The sequence below is a fragment of the Microcoleus sp. Aus8_D2 genome, from assembly GCF_036702665.1.
GTDB lineage: Bacteria > Cyanobacteriota > Cyanobacteriia > Cyanobacteriales > Microcoleaceae > Microcoleus.
The window spans coordinates 52,680-71,079 of sequence record NZ_JAUBUN010000008.1; the positions used below are offsets into that span (position 1 = coordinate 52,680).

14 protein-coding genes are annotated in these 18,400 nt (G+C 46.2%); 5 read left to right on the forward strand and 9 right to left on the reverse strand.

What is annotated here, in order from left to right; translation table 11 throughout:
- Nucleotides 1-142: 142 nt before the first annotated feature.
- Nucleotides 143-574 carry a VOC family protein gene (locus tag QUB64_RS08645; RefSeq protein WP_333268393.1) on the reverse strand — a complete coding sequence of 144 codons (432 nt, stop codon included), beginning with the start codon at nt 572-574 and terminating at the stop codon, nt 143-145.
- Between the two features lie 11 nt (nt 575-585).
- On the opposite strand from QUB64_RS08645, the gene QUB64_RS08650 reads away from it, so the two are divergent.
- Complete coding sequence (locus QUB64_RS08650; protein ID WP_333268395.1) at nt 586-1,461, forward strand: DUF92 domain-containing protein; 876 nt, start codon at nt 586-588, stop codon at nt 1,459-1,461.
- Between the two features lie 226 nt (nt 1,462-1,687).
- Here QUB64_RS08650 and QUB64_RS08655 read toward each other — a convergent pair whose 3' ends face one another.
- The 5 genes from QUB64_RS08655 to QUB64_RS08675 form a co-directional block, all read right to left on the reverse strand.
- Nucleotides 1,688-1,888: a hypothetical protein gene (locus QUB64_RS08655; RefSeq protein WP_333268397.1), complete on the reverse strand. Its 201-nt coding sequence runs from the start codon at nt 1,886-1,888 to the stop codon at nt 1,688-1,690.
- A 17-nt stretch (nt 1,889-1,905) separates the two neighbouring features.
- Nucleotides 1,906-2,811 carry a heterocyst differentiation master regulator HetR gene (gene hetR / locus QUB64_RS08660; protein WP_333268688.1) on the reverse strand — a complete coding sequence of 302 codons (906 nt, stop codon included), beginning with the start codon at nt 2,809-2,811 and terminating at the stop codon, nt 1,906-1,908.
- A gap of 870 nt (nt 2,812-3,681) precedes the next feature.
- Nucleotides 3,682-3,909 carry a hypothetical protein gene (locus QUB64_RS08665; RefSeq protein WP_333268399.1) on the reverse strand — a complete coding sequence of 76 codons (228 nt, stop codon included), beginning with the start codon at nt 3,907-3,909 and terminating at the stop codon, nt 3,682-3,684.
- Nucleotides 3,910-4,453: 544 nt separating this feature from the next.
- Nucleotides 4,454-4,681: a heterocyst-inhibiting protein PatX gene (patX, locus tag QUB64_RS08670; protein ID WP_333268401.1), complete on the reverse strand. Its 228-nt coding sequence runs from the start codon at nt 4,679-4,681 to the stop codon at nt 4,454-4,456.
- Nucleotides 4,682-4,775: 94 nt separating this feature from the next.
- Nucleotides 4,776-6,719: an FAD-dependent oxidoreductase gene (locus QUB64_RS08675; RefSeq protein ID WP_333268403.1), complete on the reverse strand. Its 1,944-nt coding sequence runs from the start codon at nt 6,717-6,719 to the stop codon at nt 4,776-4,778.
- A gap of 455 nt (nt 6,720-7,174) precedes the next feature.
- Between QUB64_RS08675 and cysC the strand changes: the two genes are divergently transcribed.
- From cysC to QUB64_RS08690, 3 genes are all read left to right on the forward strand, one after another.
- Complete coding sequence (cysC, locus tag QUB64_RS08680; RefSeq protein WP_333268405.1) at nt 7,175-7,699, forward strand: adenylyl-sulfate kinase; 525 nt, start codon at nt 7,175-7,177, stop codon at nt 7,697-7,699.
- Between the two features lie 63 nt (nt 7,700-7,762).
- The gene (locus QUB64_RS08685) at nt 7,763-9,571 is read left to right on the forward strand and encodes an SLBB domain-containing protein (protein ID WP_333268406.1); all 1,809 of its coding nucleotides are present in this window, start codon (nt 7,763-7,765) and stop codon (nt 9,569-9,571) included.
- A 143-nt stretch (nt 9,572-9,714) separates the two neighbouring features.
- Complete coding sequence (locus QUB64_RS08690; protein WP_333268408.1) at nt 9,715-12,042, forward strand: GumC family protein; 2,328 nt, start codon at nt 9,715-9,717, stop codon at nt 12,040-12,042.
- A gap of 210 nt (nt 12,043-12,252) precedes the next feature.
- Here the strand turns inward: QUB64_RS08690 and QUB64_RS08695 are convergent, their stop codons facing one another.
- The 3 genes from QUB64_RS08695 to QUB64_RS08705 are packed head-to-tail and all read right to left on the reverse strand — an operon-like array spanning nt 12,253 to nt 16,078.
- A complete protein-coding gene (locus tag QUB64_RS08695) occupies nt 12,253-14,865 on the reverse strand; it encodes an ABC transporter substrate-binding protein (RefSeq protein WP_333268410.1) in 2,613 nt (870 codons plus the stop codon).
- Nucleotides 14,866-14,921: 56 nt separating this feature from the next.
- Nucleotides 14,922-15,539 (reverse strand): AAA-like domain-containing protein, encoded by a 618-nt coding sequence (locus QUB64_RS08700; protein WP_333268690.1) that lies wholly within the window; start codon nt 15,537-15,539, stop codon nt 14,922-14,924.
- Between the two features lie 26 nt (nt 15,540-15,565).
- Nucleotides 15,566-16,078, reverse strand: a complete 513-nt coding sequence (locus QUB64_RS08705; protein WP_333268412.1) for a hypothetical protein — start codon at nt 16,076-16,078, stop codon at nt 15,566-15,568.
- A gap of 816 nt (nt 16,079-16,894) precedes the next feature.
- Here QUB64_RS08705 and QUB64_RS08710 point away from each other — a divergent pair.
- Nucleotides 16,895-18,262: an NAD-dependent succinate-semialdehyde dehydrogenase gene (locus QUB64_RS08710; protein WP_333268414.1), complete on the forward strand. Its 1,368-nt coding sequence runs from the start codon at nt 16,895-16,897 to the stop codon at nt 18,260-18,262.
- Nucleotides 18,263-18,400: the final 138 nt, after the last annotated feature.

Here is an 18,400-nt window from a genome sequence, read left to right on the forward strand (position 1 = left end):
ATCTGAGGACTAAAGTCCTCACTACGAACCTAACCTATTTTGATGACAGGTTTGTAGTGAGGACTTTAGTCCTTTTCAAGAAAAGAGATTGATTCTCACTTATCGAAAAAATAACTCTATGCTGACGCACCCTACCAGGCGACTAAACTGCATCGCCGACTTCAGCGTATTCGCTGCGCCCAAAAATTGCCTCAGCTTCGCAGTAATACTTGAACTCCAGTATATTGTGGAAAGGGTCTTCTAAGAAGAAAGTGCGGTGCTCTGTGGGCAAACCGACAAATCGCCTTCTCGGTTCTTGATAGAAATTCAAGTTGTTTTGCTGGGCTTTTTCTAACAACCCTTCCCAATCTGCTTCGTCGGTAAAAATCAACCCAAAATGCCGGGGATAGATGCCTCGCTGAGGTGTCAAAGGTTCGCGGCTGACGTGGGCGACTATTTGATGGCCGCACATACGCATAATCGCCGAATTCGGTGATTCGCGACCTAATTCGCAGCCGAGCCCGTCTACGTAGAAGGCTTTGGTTTGCGCAATATCTGTCACGGGGAAGGCAAGATGAAATAAGACTTGGCTCATGGAGGTACTAGATGCAAAATTCAGAATTGTTCTTTAATTATTTATCTTGGTCTAATCCTTGGTTGGTGGCGATCGCCCTGAATACATTTTTACTCGCGATCGCCACCCTTGCTCCCAAAAAATTGCTTACTCCGGCTGGACAACTCCACGGTTGGCTGCTGGGTGTCATCATCTGGGGCTGTTTGGGATGGCGAGGCTATGCTGTGGTCATGTTCTACTTTCTTGTCGGATCGGGAGTTACCCGCATCGGGAAAGCCCAAAAAGAAGCAGAAGGGATTGCTGAAAAGCGATCGGGCGCAAGAGGCCCGGAAAATGTCTGGGGTTCGGCTTTAACGGCTACTCTTTGTGCTGTGGCAGTTTTGGCATTATCTATTTTCGGAGACACAGGCGGTATTTTCGGAGACACAGGCGGTATTTTCGGAGACACAGGCGGTATTTTCGGAGACACAGGCAAGATGCCTGTGCCACAAGATTTAATTTCCCTGTTGTTGCTGGGTTATGCGGCGAGTTTCTGCACCAAACTTTCCGATACCTGTGCTAGCGAAATCGGCAAAGCTTACGGCAAGCATACGTTTTTGATTACTACGTTGCAGCCTGTACCTAGGGGTACCGAAGGGGCCGTCAGTTTGGAAGGAACGATCGCAGGTATTGTCGGCTCGATTCTGATGGCGCTTGTGAGTTGGGCTGTCGGTGTAATTGACTTGACAGGAATTGTTTTTTGTGTTATTTCAGCTTTTATTGCTACGAACATCGAGAGCGTGATTGGCGCGACGGTGCAATCAAAGTTTGAGTGGCTGACGAACGAGGTAGTGAATTTTTTTAATACACTCATCGGAGCGATCGCAGCGATCGTCCTAGCCTCCGCTTGGAGAGCTTTTTTAGCTTAGTCCAGCTTGGACGCAATCTCACCCAAGAAACCGGGTTTTGCACGATAATTCAAGGAATTAACGCAAGATTTTCGTACAAAACCCGGTTTCTGCGCCCAGAAATATTAGTTATTAATCGTTAGTCATTAGTTTCAAGCGATCGACCAATCACCAATGACCAATCACCAATGACGGCAGGACCAATGACCAATGACGGCAGGACCAATGACCAATGACCAATGACCAATTACCAATGACGGCAGGACCAATGACCAATGACCAATGACCAATGCCCAATGCCCAATGCCCAATGACCTGTTTGAACAATGACCAATGACCAATGACGGCAGGCCCAATGCCCAATGACCAATGCCCAATGACCAATGCCCAATGACCAATGACCAATGACCAATGACGGCAGGCCCAATGACCAATAACCAATAACCAATGACTACTGACTACTGACTAATCGTCGTCTTGCGGCCCAAAAACCATTTGTACAATCATCGTTGGTTCGCCCCGCTTGTGATAGCGATCGGCCCAATGGCGAATAATTTCATCTAATTCCTCAACAGCTTGGTCGAGCCGTTCCGGCGGAATATCCAAAGTTTCCATAACTCGCATCACCTTCGGTTGTTTTTCCGCCCAATCCTTCATCAGCCGGAAATATCTAGCCGTATCCTCGACCATCGTAAATGTCCGCTCTTCCTGCTCTGCTGGAGAGTAAGTAGCGCGGGTGAGGGCATAAAAAGGCATTCCCCAAGGAGAATCGATCCGAGTCACCGTTCCGGAATATATCAAGCGGCGCTTGATGTGTTCTGCTAGAGCTTCGCTCAAAGGCATTCGCCTTTCCGGAGACATATCTTCTTGCGATCGCCTGTGCAGAAACTCGATCAATTCCATAAACTGAAAAGAATTGATCAGTTGAGCGTCAGGCGGATTTGGAGGAATCTTGCCTTCGAGATATTTTTTTTCATCCGCTGTCAAGCTGTTTCCCGGAATGCGAGGGCGTCCCGGAAGCCAAGCATACTGTTCCAGCCAGACATAAGGAAACTGAATCAAATATCTAGGTTCTTGGGAACCCAACATTTTCAGCAATTTTCCCGTAGTCAGAGCTTCCCGGACTTCCTCAACAATCACTTTCACCCGTTTAGGCTCAATGTGATGCAAGTGTCCGGTCATCCGCAGGTTGTTGTCCTGCTCCATATAGGTCATATAAATGGCACACTTAGCCGCCGTTGCGGCCGCGTCTAGAAACGCCCCGTGCCTGTGTCCACTGGTTCTCATGGCGCTAAACGCCAGATATAGCATGATCTGATCCATTGCACTAGGGCTAAGGCTTTTGACCAGATCTAAAGAGTCATTTTTCATCACAATCTCCGAAATAGTAAAACTTGGAGGCATCTTTTCATCCTCCATTAAAAAAATATTGCGAGACCGCCGAATCAAGCATAGCCGACTGTCGCCGGAAAGCTTGGCAGCTACCCTAATATTCAGGCCAGTTAATTTTCCTGAGGTAACAGGGGCATTGGCCCAAAGGCGATCGACACCGAATAAGTGGTTCTTATTGGCTAATTTAAGTCGAGTTGTGCACCCTCTGCACTCTGGGTGTACTTATATATCAGTTAGTTATCGCACGTTAATTATAGTGCAGCCGTTGAAAATTCAACCCCACCTGCGGGGGGAGAACGTAAATAAGTATTGCGATCGGAGGAATTTGAGGCGTCTCCGAGCCGATCGTTCTTGAATACTCCTGGACGGCGAAACCCGGTTTGATGGACTAAAATACGGTGTGGAGGGCCTGGGATATCGGTTGAAAAACCCGGACAATCAGAGTCATGCGGGTAATTCCTGTTTAATTAAAGCGTTTTCAAGACAAAACCGCCACATACTAGAGTCTATCTCTAGGTAGATGGCGGTTCCAGGTTTATATACTAACATTTATTACACCCAAAAAATCTTTTCAGGAGTATCAACAAAAAGTGCAGTTGCCGTTTAACCTGAAAAACTAGAATCCCAGAAAATATGAGCGATCGACACGGGCGGCCTCGAAACCAGCCTCGAAACAAGTCAGTCGATTTTCCATTTGAGATTTTCCATTTGAGATTTACTTGTAGCATTGAATCAGGGAGCAGGAACAGGAGTCTAAAATTTGGGGATCGACCAGCGATCGCTCGCGTCGGAAACTTGTATCCGTTTTTGGGTGCGCTCATTTGCGAAACTAGCTTTCTGGGAATGCGATTAAAATTGTTGTAGTGAGCCAGTGTGAGTGCCAGGCTCCCTAAAATCATGCCGTCCGTTGCCAGGGCTGGGAGGGCGATCTCGTCTTTGTTGAGTTTGGGCTGCCAACATATATTGAGCGGTGGCAGTTTCTAGTTGTTCGACTGGGGATTGTATGGAGAGAGCGGCGCTGGCACTCAAGGTAACGCCCAACAGGCTCAGTAAAGCAATTGCAGTGTAGGTTTGCATGGGTAGTATCCGTGTCAGTGTCTATTTAGAGATACGGACTTTCCCCTTGCTAATCAGGATAGATTTCCCTGAAATTGCCAGACTATCCAAAAAACATGATGCGAGAATTATTTAACTTTTCCAATGGTGTCACCCACCGTAAATTTTAGTTGCCTAACTTGACAGGGTGAAAAGTATCTCAAGCCTTGAACATACAAAACCGCCAAATATCGCAAGAGTAAATCTCGCGATAGATGGCGGTTGAAGCTTGATCCGATCATTTTTTACACACAAAAAATATCTATCATGACTGTCAGTCGATTTTCCATTTTTCGATTTGAGATTTTAGATTCACTCCACAGATTAATCAGGGAGCAGGAACTAGGGTCTAAAATTTGGGGATCGACCTGGACGGCTTACGTGGCAAGGTACCCGTTGATTGCAGGTCAACAAGCAGTGCAGTTGCCAGACGAACCTGACTTTCCTAGAATCCCAGAAAATCAGATCGATCGACACGGGCGGTCGAAACCAACTCATTTGCGGAACTCCCTTTTGTCCCATGCCATTAAAATGCTGGTATCAGATGTGTGTAAAGATCGGGCTGAATGAACTCTCTGCGTCCGCTGCCTCTTTCTGGAGAACGATCGCCTTTGTGTTGTTGAGTTGGCGCTAAGAAAATATAATCAGCGGTGGCAGCCAGCAGTTCGACTAGGCTTTCAAAAGCACTCTGGGCGCTGGCACTCAAGGTAACGCCCAACAGGCTCAGTAAAGCAATTACAGTGTAGGTGTGCATGGGTAGTATCCGTGTCAGTGTCTATTACCTGATACAGACTTGCCCCCAGAGATCAGGATAAATGTCTGGGAATTTCGGAACTTTGCAAAAAACCTCACCCATTCCATGCTACTGCTCCAGCCAGGAGCCAACCACCGGCAAAATTCAGGCTACCCCATACCGTCAGAGGCTTTTCGGTTTCGCAACTCTCTAAAAATCTGTCGGTTTCCGAGTCCAAAGTCACGAGTTGCCAAGTTTGACCGGCTAAGGATGCGGGACTTGTCAGCGTGAGTGTCCAGTCTTGTGCGCCCTGACGGCGGAAAATTCCCGAAAATGGGCTTTGGGTATTTGCTGTTTTACTGCTGGGATTTACACAGAAACCGGGTTCAAATGTCAAGGTTCTGGGTTCAAATACAGGGCTTTTCTGGAGAAACCGGGTTTTTCGATCGCTTTTGACTGACAAAGCACATTCGCCGCTGGCGGGATATGCTTGAGGTCGATCGAGATAATAGCGCTGCCAATGTAACCAATCCGATCGCTCCGGTGTCAAATTAAATAAAGGAACAACTGCGGCCCTCGCCTCAGAATCTTGCAGCAAAGCTTCCTGCAAAACTCTGACAGACAAATCGCGCGGCCCACATCCTGCTTCCGCGCACAAAGCCGCCGCCATCCCCGCCGCCTGTCCGATATTCATCACAACAGGCTGCAAGCGAGTTGCACCGTTGGCGATGTGAGAGACAGAAATATTTTTTTCGCAAACCAGCAATCCGTCTGCACTCTCCGGAATTAGCGCACTGTAAGGAATTGTAAACGGACTCCCAGTCCAGCGGCCGCCCCAGCGGATGGATTTGGGCTGCAAGGGAATGTCGCCACTGGGATAATGGTGGTCATTTGCATAGTTGCCGATCGCAATTGTCTCGCAAATTCCCTGAGAATTTATCGGCAACTTCGCTACTCTGCCGCCGACAATCGGTAAAATATCTTGTTCTGTGACTGTACTTATTCCTCGCAAACGGCGGCTTTCTCGGTAGTACGGGTGCAAGGCGAAGGCAGAAGTCCGAGGGAAGTTCGGCAACGAGCAATGTACGGGATGTAACGGATGGAAGTCAGAAGGAAAAAGGGGAGAATTTTGTGGATTTTCTGTGTGTGAAATGGGGAAAATGTTCTCTGCTAAGCCGTAGCGGGGGCCGAGTTGGGTTTGAATGAAGCGGGCGAAACTTTGGCTGTGCCAGAGACTTTCTTGGAGGAATTCTTGTCGAGATGCTGTCGATCCAATTAGTCGATCGACCTTTTCACCATAATCATTACCACGAATCGGCCAATTAATCATCAACAATCCCCCAGGCAGTCTGCCGTAATTGAGAAATTGCTCAGGAGTGTAATCTTTCCAAGCGCCGGAAAATCGATCGGGATTGTCAACAGGCGGCGCAGGAATTTCTGGCGCCACCGCACCTTCCCCAAAATCCTGCATGACAACCACCCAAGTCGGAGCTTGCACCGAATACCTTTGTGTGAGATCGTTAGAGGATCTCGGCGCGCTGGGTTCTCCCCACTCAGCTTGGAATTCCCAACCCCAGCGGTGCGGCACCTCCGCTAAAGCCAGCAAATCTCCCAATTCCGTTGCATCCAAAGTGATTTTCGCCGCCACCGTAAAATCTGCAAACCGAACGCCAGAAATTCTGTTGCCTTCGCATAGCACATCTTGGGCTGTTTGTCCAGAAATCCACTGCAAATTCGGTAAACACTTAACCCAAGCAGCAAAAATTTCAGCACCGATGCGGGGATCGTAAGTAAAAAAACTGACCCAGCCCCAATCCAAACCTCCCGGCTGTCGCTGCTGGAGTTCCCGGAGAAACGCGCCCCACAAACCCGTCTGAAATGCTGCTAATTCGTTGCCGTCGGGGGCACAAACACCTGCTGTCGTCAGCATTCCTCCCAGCCAGGGGAATTCGCTGACTAAAATAGTTTTGGCACCTCGGCGGGCTGCTTGCACGGCTGCTGCGGTGCCGCCGGTGCCGCCACCGACTATCAAAACATCTGCTTTCAAAACGGAAGACATAGGCAATAGGATTTTAGATTTTAGATTTTAGATTGCTAAAGGCTCAGTCTGGTGCTACGGGATAGATGTCTGGTGTTGGCGATCGCAAATTAAATTTTAATGTGTAAAGACTTGACAAATAATATATCGGTAATTACGTAGCGAATGCACATTTTTGTTACTGCAAGAGAGCGCCAGCGATCGCAAATTTTGATTTCTCCTTTGTGGCGCGCAAATATTGCCCATATGACCCACAAAAAACGGCTACCGTGCCCCCTACGGCTTTATGGATGCTCCCAAAATTTTAGACTCCTGTTCAAGTTCCTAGATTCACTGCGCTGCAAGTCAATCTAAAATCTCAAATCGAAAAATGGAAAATAGACTGACATCCCGAATCACGATAATATACAAAAGGGGAACCGCATCTATAAAGTTTGAGAGCGTATAATTTTCCAGTTACTTATTAAGGGCTGAAAATGGAAAAAGGTTTTATTTTGTGGTTCACCGGGCTGAGTGGTTCCGGCAAGACAACTATCAGCAAAGCTCTCGAACCCGAATTGAAGGGCCGAGGCTGCAAAGTTGAAATATTGGATGGAGATGTCGTTCGCACCCACTTGTCAAAAGGCTTGGGATTTAGCAAAGAAGACCGAGATACTAATATTCGGCGGATTGGATTTGTCGCGAACCTACTTAGCCGCAATGGAGTTGTGGCAATTACGGCAGCTATTAGCCCCTACAGAGCAATTCGCGACGAAATTAGAGTAATGGAGCCAAATTTTGTAGAGGTGTATGTCAAAGCACCGTTAGAAGTGTGCGAAGCGCGCGATGTCAAAGGGCTGTACGCTAAGGCCAGAGCAGGAGAAATTAAGGGTTTTACGGGCATTGACGATGCTTATGAAGAACCGCTCAATCCTGAGATTATTTGTTACACAGAGCGAGAAAGTGTGGCAGAAAGCGTTAAAAAAGTTCTGAGTAAGTTAGAACAGTTGGGTTACATTTGATGTTGGCGGGGTAGAAACAGGATAGGGCAAAAAGCGATGGTGGTGAAAAGTTCTTCGCGGGGCGTGCAACTCGAGCAAAAACCTCTCCCTTGGGCCCCCTTTGCGGAGAGTCCAAGGCGAGAAGTTATCCCTTCTCCTTGCAGGAAAGGGGCTGAGGGTGAGGTTTTCAGCAAAAGCTGCAAGCTGGGTTATTACGTAAGTAATGCCGTCAAAAATTTAATTGTCCAAAGTTTAACAGTGTCAGTGCTGGCGGCGGCTGTGGGTTCATCTCCGGCGGCGGGCCAGTTTTTGCCTCCTCCTCCTCCTGCTTCTCCTGCTTCTCCTGCTTCTCCTGCTTCTCCTGCTTCTTATCCTCCTCTTCCTCCTCTTCCTTCTTCTCCTCCTCTTCCTTCTTTTCCTCCTCCTCCTCCGGCTTCGGGTGCTCCGATTCCCGTACCGGTACCGGCAGCGCCCGGATTTCCGTTAGTTCCGGCAAGTGCACCTTCGAGTGTACGATCGGAAGTTTACACTTTGGGCGCGGGCGATCGCATTCAAATGGACATCTTCAACGTCCCAGAATACAGCGGCCCCAACGGTCAACACCAAATACAGGCCGACGGTTCCCTGAGTTTGCCGTTAATTGGCAGCCTGGGAGTGGCAGGAATGACCTTAGAACAAGCTTCTAATGCTGTCAAGGAGCGATACGGCAAATACCTCAAACGTCCTTGGATTACGCTGAAACTGCTGGCTGCGCGTCCTTTGCAAATTGCGATCGCCGGCGAAATCAACCGCCCCGGAGCCTATACAATATCTTCAGCAGCAGGCCCCGGAGGCACATCAGAGCAAATCGGCACTCAAATGCCGACAATATCGCGGGCGCTGCGACTAGCTGGCGGAATTACCCAGTCAGCAGACGTGCGGCAAATCAAAATCCGCCGCCCCCAGCGCAACGCACCGGAACAAATTATTAGTGTGGATTTGTGGGAATTATTGCAAAACGGCGATTTGCGCGCCGATATGACTTTGCGCGACGGCGACACGATATTTATTCCCACTGTAACTAGCCTCAACCGCCAAGAAGCACCCACTTTAGCAGTAGCTAACATTACCGGGCAAAGCACTCAACCAATTAATATTGCTGTAGTGGGCGAAGTAACTCGACCCGGTACTTATACTCTGGCCAAAGAGCTTCAAAGTAGGTTACAAGAGAATGAATCGGGTGCAGATTCTGGTTTGTTTGCTGCTAAGGAAACTCCCGGTGGAGGGGAAAATGTTTTGCAGCAAACTGTAACCAGAGCAATTAAAATGGCGGGCGGCATTACGCCGGTAGCTGATATCAGACAAATACAAGTTCGCCGCCAGACGCGGGCGGGCACGGAACAAATTATTAATGTGAATTTGTGGCAACTTTTGGAAGCGGGAGATGTATCCCAAGATTTAGCGCTGCAACAGGGAGATACGGTAATTGTTCCCAAAGCCGAAAATCTGGCCGATGCACTCGAAGGCACACAAGTTGCTAATTCTAATTTTTCACCGGATTCGATTAAGGTGAGTCTGGTGGGAGAAGTCGTGAAACCGGGGGCTTTTGCTTTAGTGCCCAACACTACTTTAAATCAAGCGCTGGTAGCAGCGGGAGGTTTTAATAAATCGCGCGCAGAAATGGATTCGGTGGATTTAATTCGCCTCAATCCTAACGGCACTGTTTCGCGGCTAACTGTTAAGGTGAATTTTTCTGCAACCGCCAATGAGGAAACTAATCCCAAACTGCAAAATAATGATGTAATTATGGTAAGGCGATCGGGCCGCGCTGCGTTCTCGGATAATGTAGGCGGGACTCTCGCTCCTTTAAGCCCACTGTTGGGAATATTCCGGTTGTTCAATATTTTTCGGTGATTTGAATAGACTAGCGCTAAGGCCTCATCAACCCGGTTTATACAAAAAATTTCGGTTGGGTAACGAGATATCTAGTCAGAAACCGGGTTGATGAAACTGCGCCAGCCGTACAGACGTTTAAACTAATAAGTTGTAGCAATCAAATGAAACCAGGTAAAAAATCTCAAATAGCAGTGTTTAATCACAATAAAAAACTCGTTGGACAGCAAAAGTTATCTTCCGTGCTTTATGAAGAAGAGCAATTTTTTGGGAGGAACCAAACAGAGGAAGAACAGTTAAGTTTTTGGGAAGTTTGCCGCAGTCGCTCCATCTTAGTCATCGGCGTAGCAGCGGCAGTGACAACCGGGGTTTTTGCTTGGACGCTGAATCAAAAAAGCGAGTACGAAGGGCGTTTTCAATTATTAGTAGAACCGGCTGTTACGCAAAACACTTTAGCAAAAGTCTACTCCGGCGAGCTGAAACTGCAACCAGCGACTCCCGCGACGCCAGAAAGTCCAGGTTTTGACTACGAATCGCAAATTCAAGTTTTGCAAAGCCCGCAAGTAATGTCGCCGATTATTAAACAGTTGCAGGCGAAATATCCCGAAATAAATTACAACTATCTTTTGAACCAAAAAGCCGATAATTTGCCGTTTTCTCAGGGAACCAGGCTGTCAATCAATCGGTTCAAAAATACCAAAATCATCGAAGTTAGATATCGGGATTACGATCCGAAAAAAATTCAGTTTGTTTTGGAAAAAGTTGCACTAGGTTACCGCAACTACAGCGTGCAAGATACCAAAACTCAAATTAGCCAGAGTCTGGATTTTGTGAAATCGAAAATTCCCAACCAGCAAAAGCGCCAACAAGTTCTGCAAACAGAAATTCAAAAGTTGCGCCAGCAGTACAATTTCATCGATCCGCAAATTCAAACCCAACAACTGGCGCAGCAAATCAGCCAACTTCAAGCGCAAAGATTGGACGCGCAAACGCAGCTAAACCAGCAGAGATTGCTCTATGCAAACTTGCAAAATCAGCTCGGATTAACCCAGCAACAAGCGCTGATGGCCTCGGCTCTGAGTCAAGCTCCCCGCTATCAAGGAATGCTGACTCAATTGCAGCAATTGGAAGGGCAAATTGCGATTAATTCGGCGACTTTTACAGACCAAACTCCACAAATGCAATTGTTGCGAGATCAGCGCAAGAATCTGATTCCTTTGTTGAATAAAGAAGCCCAACAGGTTCTGGGAACAGATTTAGCTAAGGTGAATTCGCAAGTGCTGGCTTTTCAAGATCCGGTGCGGATTAAGTTAATCGAGCAGTTGATCGGTACTGCTAATTTAATTCAGGTGCTGGGCGTGCGGAATCAGGTTTTGGAACAAGCTGCTAAGCAGTTGAATCAATACTCTCAAGGATTCCCGGTGATTTTGCGGCGCTATGGAGATTTGCAACGGGAGGCGGAGTTGACTAATAATACACTAAATAGTTTGTTGGCCAAACAGCAAGCTTTGCAACTTGAAGCTGTGGGTAAAAAAGAGGTGGCTTGGGAAGTTATTGCTAAGCCGGAAATTCCGCGCTACAAAAATGGCGAGTTGATGGCTGTTGCTCCGATTATGCCTTTGAATTTGGCTTTGGGAGGATTGGCTGGTTTGCTGTTTGGTATGCTGGTGGCGCAGTTGGCGGAACGGTTTAATAATAAAACTGTGTTCAACTCTCCGGAGGATGTCAAACATTCGATTCGGCTACCTTTGTTGGGGGTGATTCCTGCTAGCGATAAAATTTTGAGACTGCCACCTGCGGAGACAACTACTATTGATGTGGGAAGTTCGCCGGTGCCGACGGATGCTTTTCAAGAGGCTTTTCGATCGCTCAATGCTAATATTCGGCTGTTAAACGTTGATACTCCGATAAATTCTTGCGTAATTACGTCTTGTCAAGTAGCTGACGGCAAGTCTACTGTAGCCGTAAATCTGGCGCGGGCGGCGGCGGCAATGGGCCAGCAAGTGCTGTTGGTGGATGCGGATTTGCGGAGGCCGCAGGTGCACGAAATGCTCGGTTTGCCCAACTGGCAAGGGTTGCACAATGTGATTGCTGAGGATTTGGATGTGGAAGAGGTGATTTTGCGATCGCCCCGCGATGAAAATCTGTTTGTGTTAACATCCGGCCCGGTTCCTCCCGATCCCACAAAGGTGCTTTCTTCGAGAAAAATGCAGCATTTAATGGCAGCTTTGGCAAGTCATTTTGACTTAGTTATTTACGATACTCCGCCGCTGTTGGGTTTGGCAGATGCGAATTTGTTGGCGGCTCATACTAGCGGATTGATGCTGGTTGTCGGGCTGAATCAAACAGAGCGGGAGGCGCTGTTGTTGGCTTTTGAGGATTTAAAAATGGCGGGGATTCCGCTGTTGGGAATGGTGGCTAATAACGATAAGGGCAGCAGGTATTACTATCAGTCTTACGTGCAGAATTATATAGAGGAAAAATCGGTTTGAGGTAGGGGAATAGCTAATTCTCGTAGCGTGCGTCGCTGCGAGATTTTCGCTCTTTTTTGGGATTTTTGATGGCGACGCACCTTATGCCTAATTCTTGCAAGGTGCGTCGCTGCGAGATGTTCGCTCTTTTTGGGGATTTTTGATGGCGGCGCACCCTACGGCTATACTAGGGATTGCTTCCAGGTTTTTGACAATTGCTTTAGTTCTTTACTATTTCACCAGCTCAAATTTACCTTTAACTACGTTGACTAGAACTGGTTCTTGCCCTTGGCGCTCACCGTCTTTAAACCGGAGTGGATTTCCTGAAGTTTCATTTGCTGTAAGATTAATAGATTTGAGGTTTTCCAACACAGTTTGGCGGGAGAGATTGTTAGACACAGACAGAGCTTTAATGAAAGCTTGAGTTGCATCATAACTGGTTGCTGTAGTCCAGCTAACCCGGCCTTCCCATATTTTCTCAGCAGCTTTAGCAAATTTTTTTGAATTGGGTTCATCTCGAAACCAAGGTACAGCTATAACCAAACCTTCAACAGCCTTTCCGGCTTTTAAAATCTCTGGAGCGTACAAAACATCCGCTCCCAGTAGTTGTAGCCTTTTGGTTCCAGCATTGTTTAGGTTGTTTGCGGCGCGGGCAATTCCCATAACCACAGGAATTTTCTTTGTGTTTGGCAGTAATACAACTGCATTAGCTTGCTTACTCTGATCGTAGATTTTTGCAACTTCGCCATCAGGATTCAGTCCAGAGGTGGTCAAATCTATCGGATCTCCTACAACTGTTCCACCTTGGTTCTTAAATGAAGTTTGAAACGCCGTGGTTATACTATCACTATATGGATCGTTACTGCTCTTGAAAATAACAACTCTCTTGTAGTTCTTGCTTATGGCATAACTCGCTAACTTTTCACCAGTTTTTTGGTCATTTGGTACGGTTCGGAAAAAAACTTTATTCTTCAGTGAAGTACTGGTGCTACTAGGAGAGATTGTCGCTATATTACCTTTTTCATACTCAAGCAGTGCAGCTTCCGTAGTTTCACTGGTGTGGTTTCCAATTACTCCCATAATGCTTTGGTCTTTGATTAGTCGCCGAGCAACTTGTTCAGCTTGTTTGGTTTCATTGCCATCCTTAGCGATTACAATCTTCAATAACCGACCTTTCGCTCCACCTGAACTGTTGAAAGTATCTTGTGCCTGTGCAACTCCTCGCAACATTTCCGCAGCAGTTTCGTCTTCCTTATCCAGAGGTAGAACTACTGCAAGAGTTACTGGGTTACCATATTTCAAGGCTTGGGAATTATTAAAATATATTCGTGATTCTGGATCGTTAGGATTAGCTTTTTTAGCTTGTTCAAAAAAATCAATAGCCTTAGAATAATCATTTTTTTTGAAAGCTTCAATACCTAGATCTCGATCGGGATTTGGATTTGCAGGAAACAGAGTTCTGTTACCGTGGCTAAATAATTGTTGCTCCAACTGATCGATATGCCATAAATACGCGCCGACTCCCGAAACAACAGCCAGCAAGCTTGCAGCAATCGTTGAGATCAAGTTGCGCTGGTTCCTTCGTCTTTCCAATTCTAGGCTTGCCGTTATAAAAACATTGTCTTCTGGGCTCAAGGTTTTACCCTTACTCCATAGGAGTGCCTCATTTAATTTTTTTCCTCGCAACAGTTTGGATGGGAGTTGGTCATTAGCAAGCCATTCCGTTATTTCCTGTTGGTAAGGTCGCTTATTTTGTAGCTGATTTTCAACCCATTCAAGATTAAAAATAAGCTCGTAAATCCGATTGTAAACTTTTAACTTGCCATTCTGTTTAACAACTAACCCTGATAACACCAATTCTTGTTGTTCATAACTGTCGTCAGCTTTGATTTCTCCCTTTTGTAAAATTTGCTGATATAGCCCCAGCAATCGAGTTACACTTTGCGGACTGGAGAGGGAGTTAAAAATGCGATCGCGTATAGTCGTAAAATGCTCCTGGTGATTCTGGGATTCCCAATTTTGAACAATTCGCTGTTGCACCAACTGTTCTACCTCTGATGCCTCCATATCGTTTGTTATAAGTTTGCAAAGTTTTTGGGTAAGAAAAGGTTGCCCACCCGTCCAATCTAAGACTGCTTGCAGCACCGCATGGGGATTGCTAACTTTCCGCTGTAATTCCTGAATCAAGGGTTTAGCTTCATGCAGATGAAAGCCGTTAAGCTCGATGTTCTTACCAATATTAAACGGCGTCTTGTTTGGATCGCGGATCAAATCTGAGGGAATGGCTACCCCTAACAGCGCAAAAGTTATACGGTTGAATTCTGGTTTGCGAGCGCGTCGGTTATAGCAACTTCGGATCAAAGCAAAGAAATCATCTAGCTTGCCCTTCAGACTGGGACTGAGAACACAGTTTATCTCATCTACAAAAATGACAACTTTTTTTGGCAGAGTCACCAATTTATCTTCAATAAACTTGTTCAATTGCTGCATCGGCGACCGAAATTCATGACACTTACACCAGGTGTCTAAATCAAAATTATCTAAATTTATATCCTGCTCTATAATATCCTTCACCAGACACTCAATCACTGATCGATACCATTGCTCTTTAGAAATATCCGTGCCGATCTCAGTAAGGTCAATCGCAATACAAGCAAACCCTTCTGTCCTCAACCGTTCCATTGTTCTCACCATCAAACTGGATTTGCCCGTTTGCCGCGAATTCAGGACATAACAATATTCCCCATTATTCAAAGCTTTGTACAAGCTTTCATCTGCTTCCCGCTCGACGTAGGTAGAGGAATCAGCAGGTAAAGTTCCTCCGACGCAGTATTGAGACATCATCAATTAATTCTCCACTAATAAAATACTATGGACACAAGTCGTGCAAAAACAAAGTATTATTGTCCCGCTTCTGGCTCAGGAAAGTAAATCACGTCCCCTACATTGAATGGCGGATCGGTTCTGATATCTTGAGAATGCACAATCACCAACCGCAATTTTTTCAAAGTATCGTTGTTCCTGAGATTCTGTTTCCAAGAGCGCAGCAATCCAAAAAAGTTGTTGGCGATCGCTTGCTTTTCAAGAATCAACTCCACGTTATACAAGACTAAAACAAGGGCAGTTTTGATCTGTGCGTCTGCTAACAGGTGTGTTTCAAAGTAGTTAATACATTTGATGTTGCTGAATATTACTCTCTGCCAACAATCAGCTAGTGTATTGTTTAGCTGAAGTTGCGATGTAATTTCAGTACATAACCACTTCAACAATTGCTCCGAATTGGTAAACACATCTTTGTTTGCCTGCTGAAAGTCCACGCTCACTGTGTGATATCTTTCAGGAATTTCTTTATTCATAATCTGCTTTATTAAAGAGGTTTTGTCCGTTTGTGGGGAAATCTTCACACAGATTAATGCCCTTGGCTGCTTAATCACTCGATAAATTTTCGAGCGTAAAATTGGTGGTTTTGGGCTGATTAAGTTCTCTGGTTCATCGCTACTCGGATCGGGATCTGATATTTCTGGTGAAACTGGTAGTTGTGGTTCTACTTTTTTTTTTCATCTATTGCTTTCTTAAATAGTTGTCTCATTCGCTCAAATACCCTTCTCAACAAGATTTCTGTATCTAGTTCCAGCTCATAATTCATAATGAAAGGTACAAGAGGTAGAGCGGCTTTCAGCTTAGCTGCCACAGGTGTCTTCGGTTCATTCAGCTTGTAGAGAATCTCCTGCAATTTCTGCATCAACTCATCGGGATACTTGGTACTAGATTGGTTCACAATTCGTTCAATTTTCGGTACAACCTCAACGAGCGCATAACTGGCGTCCACTTCTGCTACTTCTACTTCACAAGTACGTACCTCTTCCGCAAGCAGTTCCCAATACTCAGCCTTACACTGGCGAAGTTCTGGTAGAACTTCTTCCCGAATTCTTAGCTCTATAGCGTTTTTTGCAAAAAATTCGTCCGTCATGGCAAGACGTTTTTTCACCTTGCCAAGTGTCTCGTATCGCAATTCTAAGGCTTTTTCTAAATCAGCTAATCTTTGGCTTGGGGGCATTCGAGTCTAACTCCTATAAAATTAATGAGATATCTTAGTCAACTTGACCATTACTAGAAGCAATAGCTGCCGATCCCCTTGTTTTTTGTTACGAGCATCTTTCAGTATTATCACTGAGCCTCATAACTCATCCGGAATATTTAGAAGGTTTTTAGCTAATATTCCTCTGACACTGGGTTCTGCCCGATCGCATCCATGCCGATTTGAGATTTGAGAATTACTCACGTCGCAATCCTTCCCCCGACTGACGATGCGAAGGAATGAATCTGGGGGCTTTGTACCCTGGATGCTTTCAGTCAGCAACGCCTGCGCTCCATTCTGCGATCGGATTTCGCGATCGACATCAGTTTTATTCGTTACCAGGCTCTGCCTGGTAACGCAGATGGGGAGGCTCTGCCTCCATTGTCCCAGGCGAGGCAGAGCCTCGCTTATATGGGTTCCCAGGCTCTGCCTGGGAACGAGTTGCCACTTCGATCGCAAATATAAACTTTAAAAACAAAATTTCTTAAGATTTGCCATTGAGTCCCTGCACTATAATTAAAAGTTTATATGGGTTCCCAGGCAGAGTCGGGGAACCAGTTGTCACTTCGATCGCAAATATAAACTTTAAAAACAAATTTTCTTAAGATTTGCAATTGATTCCCTGCACTATAATTAGACGTAGAGAGATTTAAACAAATCCCGGCACTTGCAAGTTAGCAAGGGCAAAAAGTATGGCTGGTAAATCCAAATTTTCTAATACATCGATACAGCAACTCCCGAGCTAGCTTCAAAACTATAAGGGAGTTTTGTGTTTTTTGAAAAGGAGATCGAATAATGGCTATTGCTACTATCAACCCGACAACGGGAGAAACGCTGCAAACTTTCGAGCCGATCGCAGATGAAGCAATAGAAGCTAAGCTGGAATTAGCACAGCAAGCTTTTAACAAATACCGCCACCTGCCCTTTGAGCAGCGAGCCATCTGGATGCAGAAAGCTGCCGATATCTTGGAGCGCGATCGCGAAATTTACGCGGAAATGATGACGCTGGAAATGGGCAAAACGCTCAAATCGGCGATCGGCGAAGTAGAAAAATGCGCCTTAGTTTGCCGCTATTACGCCAAAAATGCCGCTCAATTTATGGCAGACGTACCGGCAACAACCGACGCTAGCAGCAGCTTTGTCCGTTACCAACCATTGGGCGCTATTTTAGCCGTCATGCCCTGGAATTTCCCATTTTGGCAAGTTTTCCGGTTTGCGGGGCCGGCGCTGATGGCGGGCAACGTCGGCTTGCTCAAACACGCTTCCAACGTGCCGCAGTGCGCTCTAAAAATTGAAGAGATTTTCGCCGAAGCAGGGTTTCCCGAAGGAGTTTTTCAAACCTTGTTAGTGGGCGCCGACAAAGTACCTAAAATCGTTGCGGACGATCGCGTCAAAGCAGCAACTCTCACCGGTAGCGAACCAGCGGGCGAAAGTTTAGCAGCAAATGCGGGGAAAAACTTGAAAAAAGTAGTGCTGGAATTGGGAGGAAGCGACCCATTTATTGTGATGTCCAGCGCCGATTTACCAGCAGCTTTATCCACAGCAGTCACATCGCGGATGCTGAATAACGGTCAATCTTGCATCGCAGCAAAACGCTTTATTTTAGCAGAAGAAATCGCCGACGAATTCATCAAAGGATTTGTCGAAAAATTCGAGCAATTAAAAGTAGGCGATCCGATGTTGCCAGAAACCGATATCGGCCCTTTGGCTACCCCGACAATTCTCAAAGATTTGGACAATCAAGTGCAAGCTTGCATCAAATCGGGAGCAAAACTTCTCACAGGCGGCCGCCCCTTGTCAGAGAAAGCCGGCAATTTCTACTTGCCAACTATTCTGGCAGATATTCCCCCGGATGCAGAGGCGCGCCAACAAGAGTTTTTCGGCCCGGTAGCCTTAGTATTCCGGGTTGCGGGCATCGATGAGGCGATCGCCCTCGCAAACAGCACATCCTTTGGCTTGGGTGCCGCTGCTTGGACTACAGTAAGAGAAGAGAGCGATCGGTTTATTTCCGAACTAGAAGCAGGCGCCGTATTCATCAACGGTTTAGTAAAATCCGACCCCAGATTGCCCTTTGGCGGCATCAAACGCTCCGGTTACGGACGCGAATTAAGCATCCAAGGAATTCACGAATTTGTCAACATTAAAACAGTGTGGGTAAAATAAGTAAAACTCGATACACTGCTCGTAAAAATCATCAATTAATCTGCGTTAATCCGCGTTCATCTGCGGTTTAAAAAAATTAATTGAGTATTTTTACGAGAAATTGACCCCGAAAAAAAACACACTTACCGAGGAAAAAAA

Coding starts and splice junctions, on each gene's coding strand:
- QUB64_RS08645 (WP_333268393.1), bottom strand. CDS start 574: ATGAGCCAAGTCTTATTTCATCTTGCCTTCCCCGTGACAGATATTGCG.
- QUB64_RS08650 (WP_333268395.1), top strand. CDS start 586: ATGCAAAATTCAGAATTGTTCTTTAATTATTTATCTTGGTCTAATCCT.
- hetR (WP_333268688.1), bottom strand. CDS start 2,811: ATGAAAAATGACTCTTTAGATCTGGTCAAAAGCCTTAGCCCTAGTGCA.
- QUB64_RS08665 (WP_333268399.1), bottom strand. CDS start 3,909: ATGCAAACCTACACTGCAATTGCTTTACTGAGCCTGTTGGGCGTTACC.
- patX (WP_333268401.1), bottom strand. CDS start 4,681: ATGCACACCTACACTGTAATTGCTTTACTGAGCCTGTTGGGCGTTACC.
- QUB64_RS08675 (WP_333268403.1), bottom strand. CDS start 6,719: ATGTCTTCCGTTTTGAAAGCAGATGTTTTGATAGTCGGTGGCGGCACC.
- cysC (WP_333268405.1), top strand. CDS start 7,175: ATGGAAAAAGGTTTTATTTTGTGGTTCACCGGGCTGAGTGGTTCCGGC.
- QUB64_RS08690 (WP_333268408.1), top strand. CDS start 9,715: ATGAAACCAGGTAAAAAATCTCAAATAGCAGTGTTTAATCACAATAAA.
- QUB64_RS08695 (WP_333268410.1), bottom strand. CDS start 14,865: ATGATGTCTCAATACTGCGTCGGAGGAACTTTACCTGCTGATTCCTCT.
- QUB64_RS08705 (WP_333268412.1), bottom strand. CDS start 16,078: ATGCCCCCAAGCCAAAGATTAGCTGATTTAGAAAAAGCCTTAGAATTG.
- QUB64_RS08710 (WP_333268414.1), top strand. CDS start 16,895: ATGGCTATTGCTACTATCAACCCGACAACGGGAGAAACGCTGCAAACT.